Origin of the sequence: Streptomyces sp. NPDC002809 (genome assembly GCF_040295435.1) — a bacterium.
Classification (GTDB): domain Bacteria; phylum Actinomycetota; class Actinomycetes; order Streptomycetales; family Streptomycetaceae; genus Streptomyces.
The window spans coordinates 1-20,842 of the sequence record NZ_JBEOVJ010000047.1; the positions used below are offsets into that span (position 1 = coordinate 1).

20 protein-coding genes and 2 pseudogenes are annotated in these 20,842 nt (G+C 71.1%); 17 read left to right on the top strand and 5 right to left on the bottom strand.

All coding sequences use genetic code 11. The features are described from left to right. Positions 1–94: pseudogene (locus ABT025_RS25005) on the bottom strand (electron transfer flavoprotein subunit beta); the annotation flags it as partial. A 109-nt stretch (positions 95–203) separates the two neighbouring features. Between ABT025_RS25005 and ABT025_RS25010 the strand changes: the two are divergent. Then, on the top strand, positions 204–926 hold the full coding sequence (locus ABT025_RS25010) for a TetR family transcriptional regulator (protein WP_350998589.1): 723 nt from the start codon (positions 204–206) through the stop codon (positions 924–926). A gap of 125 nt (positions 927–1,051) precedes the next feature. Then, positions 1,052–1,453: a zinc ribbon domain-containing protein gene (locus ABT025_RS25015; protein ID WP_502972021.1), complete on the top strand. Its 402-nt coding sequence runs from the start codon at positions 1,052–1,054 to the stop codon at positions 1,451–1,453. A gap of 160 nt (positions 1,454–1,613) precedes the next feature. Here the strand turns inward: ABT025_RS25015 and ABT025_RS25020 are convergent. Further along, a pseudogene (locus tag ABT025_RS25020) lies at positions 1,614–2,645 on the bottom strand (sensor histidine kinase); the annotation flags it as partial. A gap of 84 nt (positions 2,646–2,729) precedes the next feature. After that, positions 2,730–2,855, bottom strand: coding sequence for a hypothetical protein (locus tag ABT025_RS25025; RefSeq protein WP_350998592.1), 126 nt, complete (start codon positions 2,853–2,855; stop codon positions 2,730–2,732). 469 nt (positions 2,856–3,324) lie between these two features. On the opposite strand from ABT025_RS25025, the gene ABT025_RS25030 reads away from it, so the two are divergent. Further along, complete coding sequence (locus tag ABT025_RS25030) at positions 3,325–6,036, top strand: cellulose binding domain-containing protein (RefSeq protein ID WP_350998595.1); 2,712 nt, start codon at positions 3,325–3,327, stop codon at positions 6,034–6,036. 171 nt (positions 6,037–6,207) lie between these two features. Further along, a complete protein-coding gene (locus ABT025_RS25035; protein WP_350998598.1) occupies positions 6,208–6,771 on the top strand; it encodes a hypothetical protein in 564 nt (187 codons plus the stop codon). Here ABT025_RS25035 and ABT025_RS25040 read toward each other — a convergent pair. Both ABT025_RS25040 and ABT025_RS25045 read right to left on the bottom strand, forming a co-directional pair. Further along, on the bottom strand, positions 6,753–7,664 hold the full coding sequence (locus tag ABT025_RS25040; RefSeq protein WP_350998600.1) for an acyl-CoA thioester hydrolase/BAAT C-terminal domain-containing protein: 912 nt from the start codon (positions 7,662–7,664) through the stop codon (positions 6,753–6,755). The two genes, ABT025_RS25035 and ABT025_RS25040, sit on opposite strands and share 19 nt — an antisense overlap. Before the next feature lie 94 nt (positions 7,665–7,758). Continuing rightward, on the bottom strand, positions 7,759–8,643 hold the full coding sequence (locus tag ABT025_RS25045) for an SIS domain-containing protein (protein WP_350998602.1): 885 nt from the start codon (positions 8,641–8,643) through the stop codon (positions 7,759–7,761). A gap of 185 nt (positions 8,644–8,828) precedes the next feature. On the opposite strand from ABT025_RS25045, the gene ABT025_RS25050 reads away from it, so the two are divergent. The 13 genes from ABT025_RS25050 to ABT025_RS25110 all read left to right on the top strand — a co-directional run bounded on the left by ABT025_RS25050 (position 8,829) and on the right by ABT025_RS25110 (position 20,838). Then, positions 8,829–9,629 (top strand): DeoR/GlpR family DNA-binding transcription regulator, encoded by an 801-nt coding sequence (locus tag ABT025_RS25050; RefSeq protein WP_350998605.1) that lies wholly within the window; start codon positions 8,829–8,831, stop codon positions 9,627–9,629. A gap of 338 nt (positions 9,630–9,967) precedes the next feature. Next, positions 9,968–11,143: a Gfo/Idh/MocA family protein gene (locus tag ABT025_RS25055; protein WP_350998608.1), complete on the top strand. Its 1,176-nt coding sequence runs from the start codon at positions 9,968–9,970 to the stop codon at positions 11,141–11,143. A gap of 141 nt (positions 11,144–11,284) precedes the next feature. Then, positions 11,285–12,493 (top strand): RICIN domain-containing protein, encoded by a 1,209-nt coding sequence (locus ABT025_RS25060; protein WP_350998611.1) that lies wholly within the window; start codon positions 11,285–11,287, stop codon positions 12,491–12,493. Between the two features lie 345 nt (positions 12,494–12,838). Beyond that, positions 12,839–13,837 (top strand): MBL fold metallo-hydrolase, encoded by a 999-nt coding sequence (locus ABT025_RS25065; RefSeq protein ID WP_350998614.1) that lies wholly within the window; start codon positions 12,839–12,841, stop codon positions 13,835–13,837. 89 nt (positions 13,838–13,926) lie between these two features. Then, complete coding sequence (locus tag ABT025_RS25070; protein ID WP_350998617.1) at positions 13,927–15,297, top strand: ATP-binding protein; 1,371 nt, start codon at positions 13,927–13,929, stop codon at positions 15,295–15,297. Then, positions 15,294–15,719, top strand: coding sequence for a roadblock/LC7 domain-containing protein (locus ABT025_RS25075; RefSeq protein WP_350998620.1), 426 nt, complete (start codon positions 15,294–15,296; stop codon positions 15,717–15,719). The genes ABT025_RS25070 and ABT025_RS25075 overlap by 4 nt, the downstream gene beginning before the upstream one ends. Continuing rightward, positions 15,716–16,069: a DUF742 domain-containing protein gene (locus ABT025_RS25080; RefSeq protein ID WP_350998623.1), complete on the top strand. Its 354-nt coding sequence runs from the start codon at positions 15,716–15,718 to the stop codon at positions 16,067–16,069. Before ABT025_RS25075 ends, ABT025_RS25080 begins: the two co-directional genes overlap by 4 nt. Continuing rightward, positions 16,047–16,661, top strand: coding sequence for a GTP-binding protein (locus ABT025_RS25085; RefSeq protein ID WP_350998626.1), 615 nt, complete (start codon positions 16,047–16,049; stop codon positions 16,659–16,661). Before ABT025_RS25080 ends, ABT025_RS25085 begins: the two co-directional genes overlap by 23 nt. Continuing rightward, entirely contained in the window at positions 16,658–17,920 is a 1,263-nt protein-coding gene (locus tag ABT025_RS25090; protein WP_350998629.1) for a cytochrome P450 family protein, read from the top strand. Before ABT025_RS25085 ends, ABT025_RS25090 begins: the two co-directional genes overlap by 4 nt. A gap of 83 nt (positions 17,921–18,003) precedes the next feature. Continuing rightward, the gene (locus ABT025_RS25095; protein ID WP_350998631.1) at positions 18,004–18,423 is read left to right on the top strand and encodes a cell division protein SepF; all 420 of its coding nucleotides are present in this window, start codon (positions 18,004–18,006) and stop codon (positions 18,421–18,423) included. A gap of 330 nt (positions 18,424–18,753) precedes the next feature. Further along, positions 18,754–19,113 (top strand): nucleotide pyrophosphohydrolase, encoded by a 360-nt coding sequence (locus ABT025_RS25100; RefSeq protein ID WP_350998633.1) that lies wholly within the window; start codon positions 18,754–18,756, stop codon positions 19,111–19,113. Positions 19,114–19,238: 125 nt separating this feature from the next. After that, positions 19,239–19,775: a DUF6099 family protein gene (locus ABT025_RS25105; RefSeq protein ID WP_350998733.1), complete on the top strand. Its 537-nt coding sequence runs from the start codon at positions 19,239–19,241 to the stop codon at positions 19,773–19,775. A gap of 139 nt (positions 19,776–19,914) precedes the next feature. Next, the gene (locus ABT025_RS25110) at positions 19,915–20,838 is read left to right on the top strand and encodes an LLM class F420-dependent oxidoreductase (RefSeq protein WP_350998636.1); all 924 of its coding nucleotides are present in this window, start codon (positions 19,915–19,917) and stop codon (positions 20,836–20,838) included. Positions 20,839–20,842: the final 4 nt, after the last annotated feature.

Consider the following 20,842-nt stretch of genomic DNA (forward strand, 5'->3'; position numbering starts at 1 on the left):
CATCCTCACGGTCCAACGTCAGGTCATCGGCGAAATGCCGGTCACCGGTCGCATCGGGCACGTACTTCACACAGACAACGATCCTCAAGCTCACGGCGGCTCTCCTGTACTTCGTGATGTCTCTGCAGCGATCCTATGGTACCCAGTACCCTGCGTAAAGGTACGCAGTGCCGGATGCGCCGTTCCGGTGCTACGTTTCCGGCATGACCGATGACCGCGGGCCGGCCAAGAAGCCCCCCATGCGTGACGTGCTCGCCGAGGCGGCCTTCGCGCTCTTCATGGAGCGCGGGTTCGAGCGGACCACGGTGGACGACATCGTCGCCAGCGCCGGGGTGGGGCGGCGGTCCTTCTTCCGCTACTTCCCCTCGAAGGAGGACGCGGTCTTCCCTGATCACGAGCGCTGCCTCGCGGACATGACCGCGTTCCTGGAGGCCGCGGGGGAAGGCGATCCGGTGGAGGCGGTGTGCGATGCGGCCCGGCTGGTGCTGCGGATGTACGCCGAGAAGCCCGAGTTCTCCGTGCAGCGCTACCGGCTCACCCGGGAAGTGCCCGGCCTGCGCACCTATGAGCTCTCCGTCGTGCGCCGCTACGAGCGGACCATGGCCGGGTATCTGGAACGGCGGTGGGACGGTGCTCCGGACGCGGCCCTGCGGGCCGAGGTGATCGCCGCGTCGGTGGTCGCGGCGCACAACAACGGGCTGCGGTCCTGGCTGCGTTCGGGCGGCCGGGGCGATGCCGGTGCCGAGGTCGACCGGGCGCTCGAACTCGTCCGTTCCGTATGGGGAGCGGCGGCCGATCGCCCCCCGGCGCCCGCCGCCGAGGACGACGTGATCGTGATGATCGCACCGAAGGGTGCCCCGATGTGGCGCGTCGTGCAGCGCATCGAATCGGCATTCGGTGAGGAACAAGGCGTCACTGAGAGGTAGTTCACTCAGCGGTTCACTTCACCCCGGCACTGAGTACCTTTACTTCATGGAACTAAGTGCCATACGGTGCCGGTGTGCCGCCGCCGGAGGTGCGGCGCACCGAGCCGAGCGCGGGAGGCCGAGACGTGTCCATCACCGGAATCGACGTGGAACCCACTGCTCGCGACGTAGCGGGGCCCCGCCGCACGGAAGGTCTGGTGTACCAGGTGTGCCGGTGGTGCGGCACCGCCTCCTTCCGTAAACTCCTGTGCCCCGTCTGCGCGTCGAGCGATCTGGAGGCGGAACACAGCGACGGCCACGGTGTCGTCGTACGGTCCAGCGTCGTGAACCGCTACTCGCGGGTCATGCGCAACGAGTCCCTGGTCCGGTTCCCCGAAGGCTTCGTGTACCGGTGCCGCATCGTGGGCGCGGCTCCGCACCTGGTGAACGCCGGAGACCGGGTCCGGCCCGTCGGCGGCATGACCTCCGAGGCGGGTGAGGTGGTACTCGAGCTGTGCGACCCGCCCCGGGGTGCCGACTGGTACTGACGCCGGCCGCTCCCGGTGGTCCCGCGCTCACGCCTCCAGATAGCGCAGCACGGCGAGGATCCGCCGGTTGTAGCCGGTGGTCTGCGCTGCCGTCGGGGTCCGCGCCGCCGGTGCCGTCGTCGCGGACGAGCACGGTGAGGACATCGTCCTGCCGTGTGACGCTCACGAGGATGTCCCCGGCGCCCGAGTGCTTGGCGGCGTTCGTCACGGACTCCGAGACGACGAAGTACGCGGCCGTCTCGACGGACGTCGGCAGCGGTCCGGAGACCTCGTACACCACCCCGACGGGGAGGGAGCACCGCTCCGCCACCCCGACCAGCGCCTCCCGCAGCCCCAGACTGTCGAGCGCCGTCGGATAGGCCCGCCATGCCACCTCGCGCAGTTCGGCGAGAACTTCGCCCGACTCCCTGTGCGCCTGCGCCAGGAGCGCGTCCGCCTGCTCGGCGTCGCGGGCGCGACGGGCCCGGCCGAGCAGCATCGCGAGCGCGACGAGCCGCTGCTGGACGCCGTCGTACAGATCGCGTTCGACGCGCCGCCGCTCGCGGTCCACCGCCCGCACCACCGCGGCGCGGCTCGCGGCGAGTTCGTCGATGCGCCGTTCCAGCAGTTCCCGTTCACCGGGTCCGAAGCACTCCCGCGCGAGCCCGGCGTCCAGCGCGGCGAGCGAGAACAGCCCCTGCACGTCCAGGAAGAGCAGCACGGAGCCGAGGACCGTCTGGGTGAGCAACTCCTGCCAGCCCGGCGTCGACCGGGCGACCCCGGTGGCGAGCAGCCCGGCCAGTACGAGGCCGAGGACCAGCAGCCCCGTCACCACCGCGCACAGCAGCCCCGCGTAGGTGCGGGAGGCCGGACAGCGCAGGACCTGCTGATCGGAGGCGTGGTGTCCGGGAAACCGGTCGTCGAAGAAGACGGACCGGCGCCACCGTTCGACAACCGTCAGTCTCCTGGCCCCCGCGACCAGGAGGGCCCGCGCACGGCCGCGGGTGCGCGGCCACAGCAGAAGGGCCCCCAACAGCGCCCCGGCCACGGCGAAGTAGAGCAGACGGGCGAGTGCGGTCGAACAGCCGAGGGGCGCCCCCGCGACCCCGGACACCCGGCCGGTGAAACCGGCCGCACTTCCGGCCGGTGCACCGGCCGGCTGAGTGGAGGGGGGAGGGGCGGGAGTGTCTGTCGCGTTGCCCGTCACGTTCACCGACCCCAGGGCCTCACGTCCGGATCATGCCGGGCTCGCGGGCCGGATCATGCCGGCCTGCGGGTGGCCGGAGCTGTCGGCGCCTCAAGCGGCACGGCGGTGCTGGGCGCGCGCACGCCCGGACCGGACGCGCACCACGACGTAGAGGGCGAGCGCCGCCAGGACCAGGAGCAGTACGGCCTTGGAGAGGAACCCGACATAGGTCTCCACCCAAGGGTGAGCATCACGGGATCCATGCGGGGTCTCCAAACGGGGCGGGGGCCGGACAGGGCGCCACGGCTCCCGGCCACGCCGGGAACCGCAGGACCGCGGCGGTATGCGGGGAGCCGCCGCGTGCGGTGCGGGTTGCCGTACGGCCTACTGCGGTTTCCCGCAGGGCCGGGCCGGGGCCGGCCAGGCAGTCACCGCTGCCAGGTGTGCGCCAACTGCACTGTCGGGCAGTCGGTTTGGTGCCGACGCGGCGGGAGCGGCCGTCACTGTTCCGGCGTTACGGGCGAATTACGTGACGCTGCCGCAATGGTGACGGGGAGCCGGGTCCAAGTCATCCGATGAACCCTGCGCACCACCTTCTCGTGGCGGGTTCCCGCCGCTACCATCGGGACGCGAATGGGAGCGCTCCCACATCCGTGCCCGCCCTGTACCGCCGCTGTCGGCGGTCTCGTTCGGAGAGGACGTTTCCGTGCGCTCAAGCGCTAGACCCCTTGCCGCCCTCCTGGCAGCACTCACTCTCACCGCCGGCCTGTTCGCCACCGGCGCCCCGGCATCGGCGCGAGCCAACGATGCCGTACCTGCCGCCGAAGCATCCGATGTGTCCCTGGCCGCGGACACGTATGACTGGAAGAACGTCCGTATCGACGGCGGCGGTTTCGTCCCCGGCATCGTCTTCAACCGGTCGGAGAAGAACCTCGCCTACGCCCGCACCGACATCGGCGGTGCCTACCGCTGGGACCAGGCGGGCAAGCAGTGGACACCGCTGCTCGACTGGGTGGACTGGGACCACTGGGGCTGGTCCGGGGTGGTGAGCCTCGCCTCCGACTCGGCCGACCCGGACAACGTGTACGCCGCCGTGGGCACGTACACCAACAGCTGGGATCCGACCGACGGCGCGGTCCTGCGCTCCTCGGACCGGGGCGCCACATGGAAGGCGGCCGAGCTCCCCTTCAAGCTCGGCGGGAACATGCCGGGCCGCGGAATGGGTGAGCGCCTCGCGGTCGACCCGAACAAGAACTCCGTGCTGTACCTGGGTGCGCCCAGCGGAAAGGGACTGTGGCGTTCCACCGACTCGGGGGCGACCTGGTCGCAGGTGACGGCCTTCCCGAACCCGGGCAACTACTCCCAGGACCCCACCGACTCCAGCGGATACGGCAACGACAACCAGGGCATCGTCTGGGTGACCTTCGACGAGCGCACCGGCAGCGCGGGCAGCGCGACCCAGGACATCTACGTCGGGGTCGCCGACAAGGAGAACACCGTCTACCGCTCCACCGACGGCGGCGTCACATGGTCGCGGATCGCCGGACAGCCGACCGGATACCTGGCCCACAAGGGCGTGCTCGACTCGGCGGGCGGCCATCTGTATCTGACGCTGAGCGACACCGGCGGCCCGTACGACGGCGGCAAGGGCCGGATCTGGCGCTACACCACCGCCACCGGTGAGTGGAAGGACGTCAGCCCGGTCGCGGAGGCGGACACCTACTACGGCTTCAGCGGACTGTCCGTGGACCGGCAGCAGCCCGGCACCCTGATGGCGACCGCGTACAGCTCCTGGTGGCCGGACACCCAGATCTTCCGCTCCACCGACAGCGGGGCGACCTGGACGCAGGCCTGGGACTACAGCGGTTACCCGAACCGCACCAACCGCTTCACCCAGGACGTCTCCTCCGTGCCCTGGCTGACCTGGGGTGCCAGTCCGACGCCGCCCGAGACCTCGCCCAAGCTGGGCTGGATGACGGAGGCGCTGGAGATCGACCCGTTCGACTCGAACCGGATGATGTATGGCACCGGAGCCACGATCTACGGCACCGAGAACCTCAAGAACTGGGACTCCGGCAGCCAGTTCAAGATCACCCCGATGGTGAAGGGGCTGGAGGAGACGGCCGTCAACGACCTGGCGAGCCCGCCGTCCGGGGCCCCGCTGCTCAGCGCGCTCGGCGACATCGGAGGCTTCCGGCACACCGATCTCGACGCGGTGCCGGGCATGATGTTCACCTCGCCCAACCTCACCTCGACGACCAGCCTCGACTTCGCGGAGAGCAGCCCGAACACGGTCGTACGGGTCGGCAGCGCCGACGCCGCCCCGCACATCGGCTTCTCCACGGACAACGGGTCCAACTGGTTCCAGGGTTCCGAGCCCTCCGGGGTCACCGGAGGCGGCACGGTCGCGGCCGCGGCCGACGGCAGCGGGTTCGTGTGGAGCCCGGAGGGCGTGGGCGTCCAGCACACCACCGGGTACGGGAGTTCGTGGTCCGCGTCCACCGGCATACCGGCCGGGGCGGCCGTCGAGTCCGACCGGAAGAACCCGAAGAAGTTCTACGGGTACAAGGCAGGCACCTTCTACGTCTCGACGGATGCCGGCGCCTCGTTCACCGCGAAGGCGTCGAGCGGCCTGCCCGCCGAGGGCAACGTCCGCTTCAAGGCGGTGCCCGGCACCGAGGGCGACGTGTGGCTCGCGGGCGGCAGCACGACCGGGGTCTACGGCCTGTGGCACTCCATCGACTCGGGCGCGACGTTCACCAAGCTGTCCGGGGTCGAGCAGGCGGACTCGGTCGGCTTCGGCAAGGCGGCCGCTGGAGCCTCGTACCAGACGCTCTTCGTCACCGCGAAGATCGGCGGTGTGCGCGGTGTCTTCCGCTCCACGGATGCGGGCACGACCTGGACCCGGATCAACGACGACGCGCACCAGTGGGGCTGGATCGGAGCTTCCATCACCGGCGATCCGCGGATCTACGGGCGGGTGTACGTCTCGACCAACGGGCGCGGAATCATGTACGGCGACTCCTCGGACGGTGACGGGGGCGGCACCGACCCGGGCACGGACCCCGGCACCGACCCGGGGAACCCGCCCTGGGACGCCGCCTGTTCGGTGACGTACAAGATCACCAACCAGTGGTCGGGCGGCTTCCAGGCCGATGTGACGCTCACCAACACCGGGGCCGCGGCACTGGACGGCTGGCAGCTCGGCTGGACGTTCGCGGACGGGCAGAAGGTCACCCAGATGTGGAACGCGACGCCCACCCAGGACGGGGCGAAGGTGAAGGCCGCCGGCGTCTCCTGGAACGGCAAGGTGGCGCCGGGGGCCTCGGTGGGCTTCGGCTTCACCGGCTCCCTGACGGGTGGCAACACCGAACCGGCCGCGTTCGCCCTGGGCGACGAGGTCTGCGCCACCGGCTGACCGACGGGCCGAGGGGCCTGGGAGGAACGGGGGAGGGGCGGGCCGAGCGGGCGGGCCCGCCCTGTGCCGTGTCCTCGGTCCCGCTCCCGCTCCCGGTCTCGCTCCCGGGGAGGTGGCGGCGCGCGACGGCCTCACTGGCCCCGTACAGGTTCGTCGGCCATACTGCCCGCCGTGGAGCAGCGCATAGATTCGAACACTCAGCCCGCGTACGCCGCAGGGACAGACCCGGCGTACATCCCTGGTCTCACGGCCCCCCGAACCGTCGCGAAGGCGGACGAGGACCCGGAGCAGACCGAGGAGCCCGCACCCGAGGATGCCGTCGTGGAGGCCGCATCCGAGGACGCGGCGCCCGACGGCGAGCCCGCCGCCGGTACGGCGTCGGACGACGAGGAGGACGAGAACGAGAACGAGGACGGGGCGGTCGAGGACCCCGCGTCCGAGGACGGGGCCGCCGACGGCCCGTCGTTCGAAGTGAGCGACCGGCGTGGTTCGATCACCGCGGATCGGGAGGGCATCCGGTTCACGCTGGACGACCAGGCGGCCGACTTCCACTGGGACGAGATCGGTGCCGTCGAGCTGAAGCCGGCCCGGTTCGGCCGCCGGTTCACGATCACGGTCCACATGTCGGCCCAGCGCTGGTTCAACGCCGAGGTCGAGGCGCCCGCCAGGAACAACCTCAAGGAGTGGACGGAGGGCTTCGACGCGGTCCTGGACGCCTACTTCGAGGAATCCTGAGGCTGCGGGGCTCCGTGGCCCGTGCCGAGCAGCACTTCGAGCAGGTGCGGCCAGGCGTCCGCCCCGAGCGCGGCGTCGGCGGCGGGTGAACCTCCGTACCGGAAGCGGTCGGACGGGGTCGCGGGGCCCTCGCCCGGCAGCCGGGGACGGTGTCCCGCGTCGGCGCGGGTGACCAGACGTACGGGGAGACCGGCCGCCCTGCGACGGGCGGCCAGTTCCCCGGCGAACCGCAGGGAGGGCCACATCAGGTCGGCGCCTCCCGCGACCAGTACGAGTTCGGTGCCGGGCCCGGCCGGCGGGATCGACGCGGCCGGGACACGGCCGGCCGCGGTCCGCAGGCTCCGCTCGTAGTGGCCGAGCACCGAGACGGGCTCTCCGTCCTGCTCCACGGGTGCCCAGGCGTCGTCGTAGGGGACGAACGGCAGCGGCTTGCCGCGCCAGGTCCAGGACGACCGGTGCGGCTGCGTCCTGCCGTCGCGGCCCGGTCCCACATTCGCCCAGGTCAGCGAGGTGGGTGAGAGCGCCACGACGGCGTCGACGCCGTCGTGGAGGCCGGCAAGGTGCAGGGCGGCCTCGGCGCCCTTGGAGGTGCCCAGGACGCCGATGCGCCGCACCCCCTCCGCGCGCAGCCACTCGATCGCGGACACGAAGGTCTCCAGCGGGACTTCACAGATGCCCGGGGGCTGTCCCGGGCCGCCGAACCACTGGATCGACAGGGCGGTCAGGCCCTGCCGGGCGAGCAGCCGGCACCGCGCGTCCTCGATCCGCCCGCTGGACCCGGCGAGGACGAGTACGCCGGCGACGCCGCCGTGCTCGGGGGTGGCGAGGAAGCCCGTCCAGGCGTCCGCGCCGCCCCCGGGTCCGGCCGGCACCGCGCGTTCTGCGATCTTCATGGTCCGCTCAGTATCCCGGGCAGTACCCCGTTCGGCTCAGGCGTCCGTCAGGACCACCGACCGGGTCAGGTGTCCGCCGGGACCACCGAGCGGCTCAGGCGTCCGCCAGGACCACCGAGCGGGTCAGGTGGCGGGGGCTGTCCGGGTCCAGACCGCGGGCGGCGGCGCGGGCGATGGCCAGGCGCTGGACGCGGACCAGTTCGGCCAGCGGGTCCAGGCCGCTCTCCACCCAGCGGGCGCCGGTGGCGAGGACCTGCTCGCGCAGTCCCTCGGGGGCGGTGCCGAACGTCCAGGTGGCGGTGCCGGTGGTGGCGATACTGATGGGGCCGTGGCGGTATTCCATCGAGGCGTACGCCTCCGTCCAGGAGAGCGAGGCCTCCTTCATCTTCAGTGCCGCCTCGTTGGCGAGGCCGGCCGTCCAGCCACGGCCGAGGAAGGTGAACTGGGTGCAGTCCAGCAGCCCTTCGGGCAACGGCTCGGCCAGTGCGGTCTCCGCGTCGCGGACCACGGCGTCGGTGTGCAGGCCGAGGTGGGCGCGGAGCAGGGTGAGCAGGGTGGTGGCGAACCGGGTCTGCACCACGGACTGCTCGTCCGCGAAGTCGAGGACGACGACGGCGTCGGCGGACGTCATCACCGGCGTGTTCGGGTCGGCGGTGATGGCCACTGTCGGAGTGGTCCCGCGCAGCCGGTCGAGCAGTTCGAGCACCTCGGTCGTGGTGCCCGAGCGGGTGAGGGCGACGACACGGTCGTAGCGGCGGCGGGCGGGGAACTCCGAGGCGGCGAAGGCGTCGGACTCACCCTGTCCGGACTCCTCGCGGAGCGAGGTGTATGCCTGAGCCATGTAGAACGAGGTGCCGCAGCCGACCACGGCGATGCGCTCGCCGGGGGCGGGCAGCGCGGCGGCATGGCTCGGAGCGAGGTCTGCGGCGCGGCGCCAGCAGTCCGGCTGGCTGGCTGTCTCGATCTCGACAAAAGACACTTTTGCACTCCGTACTGAGGGTTGGATGCTCGTTTACGCACGTTACTCGGTATGAGCGAGCATTATCAAGCATTCAACGTGCATGCGGCTTGACTCGTCGGAGCCTTGTGCGACGCTTGCGCGTGTCCGGTGACCGCGCCCAAGGGGATGGGTGCTCGCAGACCGGGCCCGTAAGGAGACTTCTCTTGTCCAGGGACACCCGGTGGAACGAACTGCTGGAACTCGTCGGCAAGCACGGCCGGGTGGACGTCGAGGACGCCGCCAGGACGCTGGACGTGTCGGCGGCGACCATCCGCCGTGACCTGGACCAGCTGGCCGAGCAGCAGCTGCTCACCCGCACGAGGGGCGGCGCGGTCGCGCACGGTGTGAGCTACGAGCTGGCCCTGCGCTACAAGACGGGGCGCAACGCTCCGGAGAAGCAGGCCATCGGCCGTGCCGTCGCCGAACTGGTCGCGGTCGGCGAAGTGGTGGGGCTGACCGGCGGCACCACCATCACGGAGGTGGCACGGTCGCTCGCCGTGCGGTCCGACCTGGTGGGTGAAGGCGCCGGCGGGACGTCCGGTCAGCCGACCCTGACGGTGGTCACCAACGCCCTCAACATCGCCAACGAGCTGGTGATCCGGCCGCAGATCAAGATCGTGGTCACCGGCGGCGTGGCCAGGCCCCAGTCGTACGAGCTGACGGGCCCGCTGGCCAGCGGTGTGCTGGGCGAGATCACGCTGGACGTCGCCGTGCTGGGCGTCAACGCGATCGACACCGAACGCGGTGCGTACGTCCACCACGAGGGCGAGGCCAGCATCAACCGGCTCCTCGCCCAGCAGGCCCAGCGGGTGGTGGTGGCGGCCGACTCCTCGAAGATCGGCAAGCGGGCCTTCGCCCGGGTCTGCGACCTGGGCGCGGTCGATTTCCTGGTCACCGACAAGGGCGTCACGCCCGAGGCCACCGCGCGCTTCACGGAGGCGGGCGTCACGGTCATCGCGGTCTGACCGCCTCGCTCCGGCCTGTCCCCACCTGCGGTTCGCGGTGTTCTCGGGGCGCCGTCGTGCCCGATCGAGACCCCCGTGTGCTCTCCGGGTGTGCCGGCGGGTGGCCGATCAATGTCAAGAGATGTTTGCCAGCACCCCTAAATGAACAACTCTTGCCATGAGGGTGCGCGGTCGTGAACTATGAGCTGTCGCCGCGAAGGAGGCTTCGGCCTGCCTGCACCGGTGCGGTCCGTCCGTCCGGGCGGGGTGCTCTCGCGCGCCATCGGTCCTGGAAGCCGCACCGCCCGCCGTCGCAGGCCGCCTTCGCCCGCACGACCGTACGTAAAGAAGGGACTCCCGTGTCAGACCTGCGACTCGGCGTCATCGGGCTCGGCCTGCGCCGTTCCATCGCGACGTCCGCCCACCACCCCGGACGGGGATCGGCGATCACCGCCGTCTGCGACCTCGACCCCGAGGTGCGCCGACGCGAGGCCGAGGCCTTCGCCACCGATGTCGCGGTCGAGGACTACAAGCTGCTCCTCGACCGGGACGACCTGGACGCGGTCGTCATCGCCACGCCGGACGACACCCACGAGGCCATCGCCATCGACGCTCTCCGCGCCGGCAAGGCGGTCTTCGTGGAGAAGCCGCTGGGGATCACCGTCGAGAGCTGCGACAACGTCCTGCGCGCCGCGTACGAGACCGGGACCCGGCTCTACGTCGGTCACAACATGCGGCACATGGGCGTCGTGCGGCTGATGCGCGACATCATCGCCCGCGGCGACATCGGGGAGCCCAAGGCCGTCTGGGTGCGGCACTTCGTCGGCTACGGCGGCGACTACTACTTCAAGGACTGGCACGCCGACCGGACCCGGACCACCGGTCTGCTCCTCCAGAAGGCCGCGCACGACATCGACGTGCTGCACTGGCTGGCCGGCGGCTACACCCGGCGCGTCAACGCACTGGGTGACCTTCTCGTCTACGGCGGGCTGCCGCGCCGCGAGGCGGACACCCCGCGCCCGGACAACTGGCTGCGGGAGTTCGACTGGCCGCCGACGGCCCGCAAGGACCTGCACCACATCGTCGATGTCGAGGACGTCTCGGTGATGAACATGCAGCTCGACAACGGCGTCGTGGCCGCCTATCAGCAGTGCCACTTCACCCCGGACTACTGGCGCAACTACACCGTCATCGGCACCGAGGGGCGGCTGGAGAACTTCGGCGACAGCCCCGGTGACGAGGTGAAGGTCTGGAACACCGGCCCCAGCGGATACCGCGCCGACGCCGACATCACCTACCGGGTGCCGGAGGCCGGCGGCACGCACGGCGGCGGCGACACCCGGATCATGGAGGAGTTCTGCCGGTTCGTGCGCGACGGGGGAGTCACCGACACCTCACCGGTCGCCGCCCGGATGAGCGTCGCCGCCGGTGTCCTCGCGACCCGCTCCCTGCGAGAGGGCGGTGTGCCGTACGACGTGCCGGCCCTCGACCCCGAGCTGGTCGCGTACTTCGAACGCGGGCAGGTCCGTTCCTGAGGGCCTGACCGGGAAAGGCCGGACAGGGCCGCGGCCCTGTCCGGCGGGATTCACCGCAACAGATGCGCCGAGCCGGTCCGCACGGCCGGTGCACGCAAGGGCAACGATCCCCCTTCCCCCCACCGGAAGCAGGTGCAACGCATGACCCTGCGCCACTTGTCAGGCACGCTCACCGCCACCGCCACCGCCCTGGCGGCCGCACTGGCCCTGCTCGGCACGGCCGCCCCCACCCGGGCCGCGGAGCTCGGCACGGCCGCCTCCACTCAGGCCGCGGAGCTCGGCACGACTCCCGGCACCTACACCAACTACTCCTTTCCCGGCACTCCGGCACTGACCGAAGTCACCTGGTCCACCACGGTCCTGCACGACCCCGGGTACCGGGCGAACGTCTTCTGGAGCCATCAGTTCGGCTTCGACAAGGGCAGCGGCGCGTACTTCGGGATGCAGTCCAACGGAGGGTCGAAGCGGACGCTTCTCTTCTCCGTCTGGGACGTCTCCGAGGCCACCGCCGGCTCCGCCGGGAGCTGGTGCCAGACCTTCGGCGGTGAGGGCGAAGGCATGAGCTGCCGGATGAACCTCGACTGGACCGCCGGCCACCGCTACGCGTTCGAGGTCGCGGCCGAGGGCGACGGCTGGTTCGGCGCCACCGTCGCGGACACCGCCACCGGCGCCTCGTACAAGCTCGGCAGCATCAAGACACCGGCCACCGCCATCTCGCCCTCCGGGATGGTCGACTGGACCGAGTACTTCGAGTGGAACAATCCTCGCGCCACCTGCTTCGACCAGCCGTTCAGCGACGCCCGTTTCGGGGTGCCCACCGGCAACGGCGGTACGGTCACCGGCGCGGTCGCCTCCACGTCGAGCAGCGGCAACGCCTGTGCGACCCGGATCGACGTCGCCGCCGGCTCCACCGTGCAGAACCTCTCCGTCGGCAACTCGGTGCGCGGCGCGGTGACCGGGCTCGCCGGGAAATGCCTGGATGCGTTGGGAGGTGTCGCGGACGGAGCCGTCGCCGGCCTGTACTCCTGCTCGGGCGGGGCCAACCAGGCCTGGGTGCGAGGGGCCGACGGCACGCTGCGGCTTCCGTCCGACTACTGCCTGACCGCGGAGGGTACGGGCAGCGGCGCCGCCGTACGCGTACGTGACTGTGCGGGAACGGGCGCGGGCGGTGCGGTCACCGACCCGGCCCGGCAATGGACGTACAGCACCACCACGCACGCACTCGTCAACAAGGCGTCCGGGCGCTGCCTCGACGTCCCGGGAAGCGACACCGTGAACGGGGCCGCTCTCGGGCTCTGGGACTGCCACGGCGGCGCCAACCAGCAGTGGAACGTGCCCGCGGCCTACTAGCCCGCGTCGTCGCACTGCCGGGCCCGCGAGTCACAAGCCCCCGGGGTGCCGCCTCCAGCGGTCCTCTCCGGGGGCTTTCGGCGTCTGTTTCCAGCCATGCTCGGTGGGTAATCGGCCTCTGTCGGTTTGACGACGGGCTGCCGTGTATCAGTGACGGTGCGACAGTTGACGGGTTCTTTCTGCGAAAATGTCCCGATGGTTCCATGTGGTGGCCGGTTCGATTGCTCTCGTACGGTGACCGGCCGGGCAACCTCGGAGTGATGGGCAGTCGAATTCACGCCAATGGGATTCCGTTGTTGCCGAGTTCGAACGCGCGACCGGATCGCGGTCGGCATAATCGCGTCCATGTCGATCACGGGTGGAGACGTCGTTGACCTGGGCCGGGGCCTGTACGCATGGCTCCCGCCGAAACGGGGTTGGGGCCTGGCCAACTGCGGCCTGCTCGTCTCACCGCGTGGCGCGCTGTGGATCGACACCCCGTACGACACGGTGCTGGCGGGACAGTTCCTGGCCGAGAGCACGAAGCTGCTGCCCGACGGTGTCTCCATCGACCGTGTGATCGTCACGCACGCCAACGGGGACCACTTCTGGGGCGCCGGAGTGCTTCCGGACGCGGAGATCATCGCGACCCGCGAGGCCCGGGAGCACATCCACTACGAACCCACTCCGCAGCAGCAGCACGCCCTGGTCAACGGCAGTGATCCGGCCACGGCGCTCGGCGCCTACCTCGGGCGGCACTTCGGCCCCTTCGACTGGTCGCAGACCGATCCGGTCCGGCCGACGACCTACTTCACCGGGGAGCTCGAACTGACCCTGGGGGAGTTCCCCGTCCGGATCACGGCCCTGCCTTCCGCACACACGACGGGGGACCTCATGGTCCACCTGCCCGCGCAGGGCGTCGTGTTCAGCGGAGACATCATCTTCTCCTCGACCCCGCAGCAGCCGGGCGACCACCCGATCCACTGGGCCGGCCCGCTGGGCAATGTGATCGCGGCCTGCGAACAGGTACTGGCCACCGGTGCGGAGACCGTCGTGCCGGGCCACGGGCCGGTGCTGGACCGGGCCGGCGTACGCGACCACATCGTCTACCTGGAGTACGTACGGGAGCGTGCCCACGCCCTCCACGCCGCCGGCGTTCCCGCCCTGGAGGCGGCCCGCCGGGTGATCGGCGAGGGGCGGCACCCCGAACTAGGCCTCCCCGAGCGGCTGGTGGTCACCATCGGCAGCGAGTACCGGCAGCTCGACGGCTCCGAACTCCCCAGCGTGCTCCAGGTCATGACCGATGTCGCAGCGGTCGCGCAAGAAGTGGAGCAGGCCAGTGAGACGGCAGGCCGGGCGGACTGACCACCCGGTCCATCGCCGCCCAGGCCAAGGGACCGGCATTCGCCGCCCCGGCCGCACGACCGACCCGACGACAGAAACGCGGTAACGGCATGGGATGGATCGTGGCGGTGGTCGCCGTCATGGCCGCCGTGGCAGCATCGGCACGCTCCTACCGGGCCGCCCGCTCGGAACAGCTGGCCGTGGCCCACGCCGAGCTGGCCGAACGCCAGGCGAAGGCCGCCGAGGCCCGTACCGCGGCCCTCGTCGACGAGATCCGGCAACTGGCGCGCAAGCGCATTCCGGCTGCCGCGCTCGCCCTCTCCCACCCCAGCGCCCAGGTCCCCGGGCTGCGGGAGGCGGCCGATGTCGACGGCGGCGCGGCCCGGCTGCTCACCGAGGCCGTGCAGGCGGCCAAGACCGCGGTCATGGAGGAACGGCAGCGCGTCGACGCGGCCGCCCGAGCGGCGATGCGCGGCACCTCGGCCAAGATCCAGTCCCTGCTCAACCAGTCCCAGCAACTGCTGCACGAGCTCCAGCACGAGTACGACGACCCGCGCATCCTGCAACTGGACTTCCGCAACGAGCTCGCGCTGCGCCGTACCCAGGCCACCGCCGTGCTCTGCGACGCATGGCCCGGCCTCGCCCGGCAGAGCTCACCCCTCGTCGAGATCGTCCTCGGCGCACAGTCCCGGGTCGCCGGCTACGAGCGGATCAAGGTGGCCAACCACCTGCGCGACGAGCGGCTCGCGCTCGCGGCCCGGGCCGCCGAACCCCTCGCGATCGCCCTCGCCGAACTGCTCGCCAACGCCACCGCCTATTCGCACCCCGACACCGACGTACAGGTGACGGTCCAGCAGAGCGGCGGCCGCGGAGCGTTCCTGGTGGTCGACGACGCGGGCATCGGCATGGACGAGGATGCGCTCGACCGGGCCCGCACCCTGTTGGCGGGGCCGTCCGAGGTCCTGCTGACCGAGCTGGGCGACCCGCCGCAGACCGGGTTCGCGGTCGTCGGCCGGCTGGTCCTGCAGTACGGCTTCCACTGCCACATCGAGGCCTCGCCGTTCGGCGGCATGCGCACGATCCTGCGTGTCCCCGCACACCTGCTGACCGTGCTGGAGGACGACCACACCCTTTCCGTCCTGGCCCCGGTGCCGGTGTCGGCGGTCCCTGCCCCGGACCGGCCGGCCGCCCCCGCGGAACCCGGACCGGAGGCACCGCAGCCCGGCGCTGCAGCCTCGGGGCCCGCGGGGCTCCCCAGCCGGCGCCGCCGCGCCCCCCGCCCCGCGCCGGCCGCCACGGCCCCCGCAGCCCCGGCCGCCGGACAGGTGCCCCGTACACCTGAGCAGGCGGAGTCTTCCTGGGCGGCCCTCCAGCAGGGCACCCTGATCGGCAGGAGCGTCGCCGGGCGGGCCCCCGCACCGGATTCGGACGGCCACGACCGCCTGGGCGACCAGGACGAGCAAGGAGACGACGAGAAGTGAGCGCCCCCACTCCCACCACCGGTGACCTCGCATGGGTGCTGACCCCGCTGCTGGAACTGCCCGGAGTCCAGCACGCCGTGGTCGCCACCGGCGACGGTCTCGTCGAGGGCGCCTCGCCCGGCCTCGACCGGGCGTCCGGCGAACGGGTCGCCGCGATGACGGCCACGCTGCACGCCGCGGCCCGCGCCTTCACCACCGCCTTCACCAACGCGGAGTCCCCGCAACTGGCCCAGACCGTCGTCGAGTCGGACCTGGGGTTCGCGATCGTCGTACCGGCGGGGAAGAACACCACGCTCGCCCTGTTCGCCGAACCCGGCGCCAAACTCGGTGACATCGCCTACCAGATGCAGGTGCAGGTCACCGCGCTGACGCGGGCGATGCACGCGCCCGCCCGCCAACCGGACACCTCCCCACGGCCATGACCGCCGGCCCAGGACGCCGTCTGATCCCCGCCTACCTCGTCACCGGAGGCCGGTCCCGGCCCACCGGTCCCACGCTCGACCGGCTCGCCGTGCTCGTGCGCACCGAGGAGGCACTGCCGCAGGACACGGGATCCGAGCAGCGCAGACTGTGCGGACTGCTGGAGCCGGGCGCCCTCACCGTCGTGGAGTGCGCGGCCCATCTGGACCTGCCGGTCAGCGCCACCGTATTCCTGGCCACGGACCTCGCGGCCGCCGGACTTCTGCTCACGCGACCGCCGATACCCAGTGCCGGGGAGATCGACCGGTCGCTCGTCGAGAGGCTGCTCGTTGGACTCCGCTCCCTCCACTGACCGGACGGGCGTCGGCTATCTGCCGGCTACCGCCCGGACCCTGATGAAGCTTGTCGTCACGGGTCCCTTCGGCGTGGGCAAGACGACCCTGATCCGAACCCTCTCGGAGATCCCCACGCTCCACACCGAAGAGGCGATGACCCAGTCCAGCACCCTGCTCGACGACACAGCGGGGCTGCCCGACAAGACCACGACCACGGTCGCCATCGACTTCGGACGCCTCACCGTCCTGGACGACCTCGTGCTCTACATGTTCGGTACGCCCGGCCAGGAGCGGTTCCTGCCGCTCTGGGAGGACATCGCGCGCGGGGCCCTGGGCGCACTGGTCCTGGTGGACACCCGCCGGCTCGCCGACTCCTTCGCCGTCATGGACATGGTCGAAGAACAGGGACTGCCGTACGCCGTCGCGGTCAACCGCTTCCCCGATGCTCCCGCCCACAGCGACGAGGTCCTGCGCAAACACCTCGACCTCGCCGCCGGTACCCCGCTGGTCCAGTGCGACGCGAGGGGGCGACGCGGCAGCATCGACGCCCTGATCGCACTGGCCGAACACGTGCTGACCCGACTGCCGCAGCCCGAGGACCCGTCATGACATCGCATCCGCAGCCGCCGCAGTCCCTGGCGCTGTACGGCCCCGACTTCGCGGCCGACCCGCACGGCCACTACCGCAGACTGCGCGAGCACGGCCCCCTCGCGCCGGTCCGCATCGCCCCCGGCGTCGAGGCGATGCTGGTCACCGACTACCAGGCGGCCGTCGACCTGCTGCGCGACACCCACACCTTCAGCAAGGACCCCCGCACCTGGCAGGCGACGGTCCCCGCGGACTCGCCGGTGCTGCCCGTACTCGGACACCGCCCCACCGCGCTGTTCAGTGACGGCCCGGAACACGCACGCTACCGCGAGGCCATCAACGACACCCTGGCCCTGATCGAACCCCACATCCTGCGCACCGAGGTGGCCAGGGTCGCCCAGCAGCTCATCGGCGAGTTCGCCGCCACCGGCAGCGGGGATCTCATCGGCCAGTACGCGCGGCTGCTCCCGCTGCACGTCTTCGTCACCTGGTTCGGAGTCGACCCCGAGGACGGCGAACGCATCGTCGACGGCGTCGGCGGCATGATGAACTCGGCCCAGGGCGCCGCCGCCGCGTACGCCGACCTCGTCGATGTCGTCACGCGTCTCGTCGCAGACCGGCGGGCCAGGCCGCGCCGCGATCTGACCTCGTACTTCCTCGCGCATCCGGCCCGTCTCGACAACGACGAGACTGTGCGTCAGATCACTTTGCTGATGAGCGCGGGTCACGATCCGGCGACCAATCTGATCGGCAACGCGATCCTGCACATGCTCACCGACGGGCGGTACGCGGGCTCGGTGCACAGGGGTGCGATGACCGCTCACGAGGCGATCAACGAGGTGCTGTGGCGGGATCCGCCGATCGCCAATCTGGCGGCGCACTACCCGCGCCACGACACCGAGTTCCACGGGGTCAGGCTGCGCGCCGGACAGCTCCTCCTGGTCTCCTTCGGAGCGGCCAACACCCAGTCCGGACCGGCGACTTCGGACACCGGAGTCCGGTCCGGGGGCAGCGCCCATCTCGCCTGGTCGGCAGGGCCCCACCGATGCCCCGCGCAGCAGCCCGCACTGCTCATCGCGATGACCGCGATCGAGCAGCTGACCAGCCAGCTGTGCGATGCGGAGCTTGCTGTTCCGGTGGGCGAACTGCTGTGGCGGCCCGGTCCGTTCCACCGCGCACTGGTGCACCTTCCGGTACGTTTCACGCCCTTGGACACCACCGCGTCCACGGGCCCGGACCGGGGCCGGGCGGGTGAGCCGGCCGTTCCGATCGGCTCCTGAACCGTGTCGCTGGTAGGCCGAACGGGTGAGGGGCGAGAGAATTGCCCGATGAACAGTGAGCGCAGCCGGCGTAACGCCAACCGATGCACAGACGGGGTGGTCCGGTGAGCAGGTACGACAGGTACGACGTCACGGACGAGCAGTGGGAGGGGCTGGCCCAGGTCGTACCGTTGCGCAGCCGCAACGAGTGGCCTTCCCGGGTCGACCACCGCACGGTCCCGGACGAGCGGGAGACCGCCGAACAGCGGCGCATGGTGGTGCTGCGGGTCCAGATCTTCGCGGACGCGCGCGAGGTCGCCGAGTACCTGGTCGCGCAGATTCCGGTGCTCCTCGATCTGACCAGCGCCGAGACCGATGTGGCCAAGCGGATCCTGGATTTCACCAGCGGGGTCGTCTTCGGCCTGGGCAGCGGTATGCATCGCGTCGACCGCAACGTCTTCCTCCTGTCGCCCATCGGCATGGAGGTCGAGGGCGTGACGGCGGCGGGCGTACCGGGGGCGTAGCCGGTCTTTCCGAGGGCGCCGCGGCACCCGGTACGGCGTCGTCTCCGGTACGCCGTGACCGGGTGCGGCCCGGCATGCCGTCGGCCCGAGCGGGTGCCGTGGCCGGAGGGCGGGGTCGATGAGTGTGGCCGGCAGGCGTCGACGGAGGACGGGGTCGGTGAACGTGGCCGGGCGGGCGTGGACGGAAGGCAAGGTCGGTGAACGTGGACGATGAGCGTGGCCGGCGCGCGTGGTCGGGGCGGGGTCGCGCTGACATGCGAGGCCGCTCGCACGGGCGGGGGCCGATTCCGGCCGAAGGGCGCCCGGAGCGGCAGTGGTAGACCTGGGGACGTGACAGAACTCGACGTACGGATGCTCCAGGAACGGCTCGCCGCCTTCGCGGCCGCACGGGACTGGGGGCAGTACCACACCCCCAAGAACCTCGCGTCGGCGCTGAGCGTCGAGGCCGCCGAACTCGTGGAGATCTTCCAGTGGCTGACGCCGGAACAGTCGGCGCGGGTCATGGAGGACCCCGGAACGGCCCCCAGGGTCGCGGACGAGGTCGCGGACGTTCTCGCCTACCTGCTGCAGTTCTGCGAGGTGCTGGGCATCGACGCGCTGGCGGCGCTGGCGGCGAAGATCGAGCGGAACGAGCTGCGCTTCCCGGTGCCGGAGCCGACGGATTCCACCGCCCGTCACTCTTCGGAGTGATCGACTTGTTCACAGTCGACTCGGTGTCCACAGATTTCCGAAATCCTCTGGCCTTTCGGTACCGCCACCCTCACTGTGGGTAATGGAAGAGGTGAGTGGGTTTTCGTATCGAACGGGGGCGACGGATGGAAGCGGAGCGGCTTGTAGCAGTCATCCGGAGGGCGCTGGCACAGAGCCGGGGCACGCCGGACATCATCGCCGAGGCCTGGCAGGCCCAGGCGCTGGCGCAGGCGATCGGGAGCCGGCTGGCGGCGAGCGGCCCCAAGGAGTTACGGGGCGAGGCGGGCGGACTCAGCGAGATCGGCGGGCGGAGCAACGGTGCGCTGGACCACCCGGCGGCGCGGGCCGGTGTGGCCCGCGCCGCGCAGCTCTCCGAGGTCGCCGATCCGCGAGCGTCCCTGACGGGCCTGGGCGCGCTGCTCGGGGAAGTGGGGATAGCCCTGGTCGGAGTGGCGTGCGAGACGGATGAACAGGGCCTGTACTGGCAGTGCATGGAGGCGATCGACGCCGCCGACGAGTCGACGGACCGGGTGCACGGGATGCTCCGGCTGCTCGACGAGCGCGACCGGGAACACCGGGAGGATCTGGAGCGCGGCAGGGAGCGCGACGGCCCGCACGGCGTGCTGCACGGACCGGTGGGGCCCGCGACCGACATCGCCTGAGCGTCCGGCACCCGGTGCGCCCGGCGTCCGGCACGCCCCGGCACCCGGCACACCCCGGCGTCCGGCACGACGCGGGCGCGGAGCGGTGGAGAAGGCAGCGGGAGGGGAATCGCGGCGTCCGGAGGTGCAGGATGGAGGCATGGATCTTCGAATCTTCACCGAGCCCCAGCAAGGGGCGAGCTACGACACACTGCTCACCGTCGCGAAGGCGGCCGAGGACCTCGGTTTCGATGCCTTCTACCGGTCCGACCACTATCTGCGCATGGGGCAGGGCGACGGCCTCCCCGGTCCGACGGACGCATGGATCACGCTGGCCGGACTGGCGCGCGAGACCAAGCGGATCCGCCTCGGCACACTGATGACGGCGGGGACGTTCCGGCTGCCCGGAGTGCTCGCCATCCAGGTGGCCCAGGTCGACCAGATGTCCGGCGGCCGCGTCGAACTGGGCCTGGGGGCCGGCTGGTTCGAGGAGGAGCACAAGGCGTACGGCATTCCCTTCCCCAAGGAGAAGTTCGGCCGGCTGGAGGAGCAGCTGGCGATCGTCACCGGTCTGTGGGCCACCGAGGTCGGCAAGACGTTCAGCTACGACGGCACGTACTACCAGCTCACGGACTCGCCTGCGCTGCCCAAGCCCGCGCAGGCCAAGGTGCCGGTGCTGATCGGCGGACACGGCGCGAAGCGGACGCCGCGGCTGGCCGCTCAGTACGCCGACGAGTTCAACATCCCCTTCGCCTCACTGGATGACAGCGAGAAGCAGTTCGGCCGGGTCAGGGCGGCGGTCGCGGAGGCGGGCAGGCGCCCGGACGATCTGGTGTACTCCAACGCCCTGGTCGTCTGCGTCGGCAAGGACGATGCGGAGGTGGCGCGCCGGGCCGCCGTCATCGGACGGGACGTGGCGGAGCTGAAGGCCAACGGACTGGCCGGCTCGCCCGCCGAGGTGGTCGACAAGATCGGCCGGTTCGGTGCGATCGGGGCGTCTCGTATCTACCTCCAGGTACTGGACCTTGATGACCTGGAGCACCTGGAGCTGATCTCGTCGCAGGTCCAGTCCCAGCTCAACTGAGAGA

What these genes read in the sequence shown, in the direction of transcription:
- ABT025_RS25010 (WP_350998589.1), top strand. Translation starts at nt 204, where the DNA reads ATGACCGATGACCGCGGGCCGGCCAAGAAGCCCCCCATGCGTGACGTG.
- ABT025_RS25040 (WP_350998600.1), bottom strand. Translation starts at nt 7,664, where the DNA reads ATGAAGATCGCAGAACGCGCGGTGCCGGCCGGACCCGGGGGCGGCGCG.
- ABT025_RS25060 (WP_350998611.1), top strand. Translation starts at nt 11,285, where the DNA reads ATGACCCTGCGCCACTTGTCAGGCACGCTCACCGCCACCGCCACCGCC.
- ABT025_RS25065 (WP_350998614.1), top strand. Translation starts at nt 12,839, where the DNA reads ATGTCGATCACGGGTGGAGACGTCGTTGACCTGGGCCGGGGCCTGTAC.
- ABT025_RS25070 (WP_350998617.1), top strand. Translation starts at nt 13,927, where the DNA reads ATGGGATGGATCGTGGCGGTGGTCGCCGTCATGGCCGCCGTGGCAGCA.
- ABT025_RS25080 (WP_350998623.1), top strand. Translation starts at nt 15,716, where the DNA reads ATGACCGCCGGCCCAGGACGCCGTCTGATCCCCGCCTACCTCGTCACC.
- ABT025_RS25090 (WP_350998629.1), top strand. Translation starts at nt 16,658, where the DNA reads ATGACATCGCATCCGCAGCCGCCGCAGTCCCTGGCGCTGTACGGCCCC.
- ABT025_RS25095 (WP_350998631.1), top strand. Translation starts at nt 18,004, where the DNA reads ATGCACAGACGGGGTGGTCCGGTGAGCAGGTACGACAGGTACGACGTC.
- ABT025_RS25105 (WP_350998733.1), top strand. Translation starts at nt 19,239, where the DNA reads ATGGAAGCGGAGCGGCTTGTAGCAGTCATCCGGAGGGCGCTGGCACAG.
- ABT025_RS25110 (WP_350998636.1), top strand. Translation starts at nt 19,915, where the DNA reads ATGGATCTTCGAATCTTCACCGAGCCCCAGCAAGGGGCGAGCTACGAC.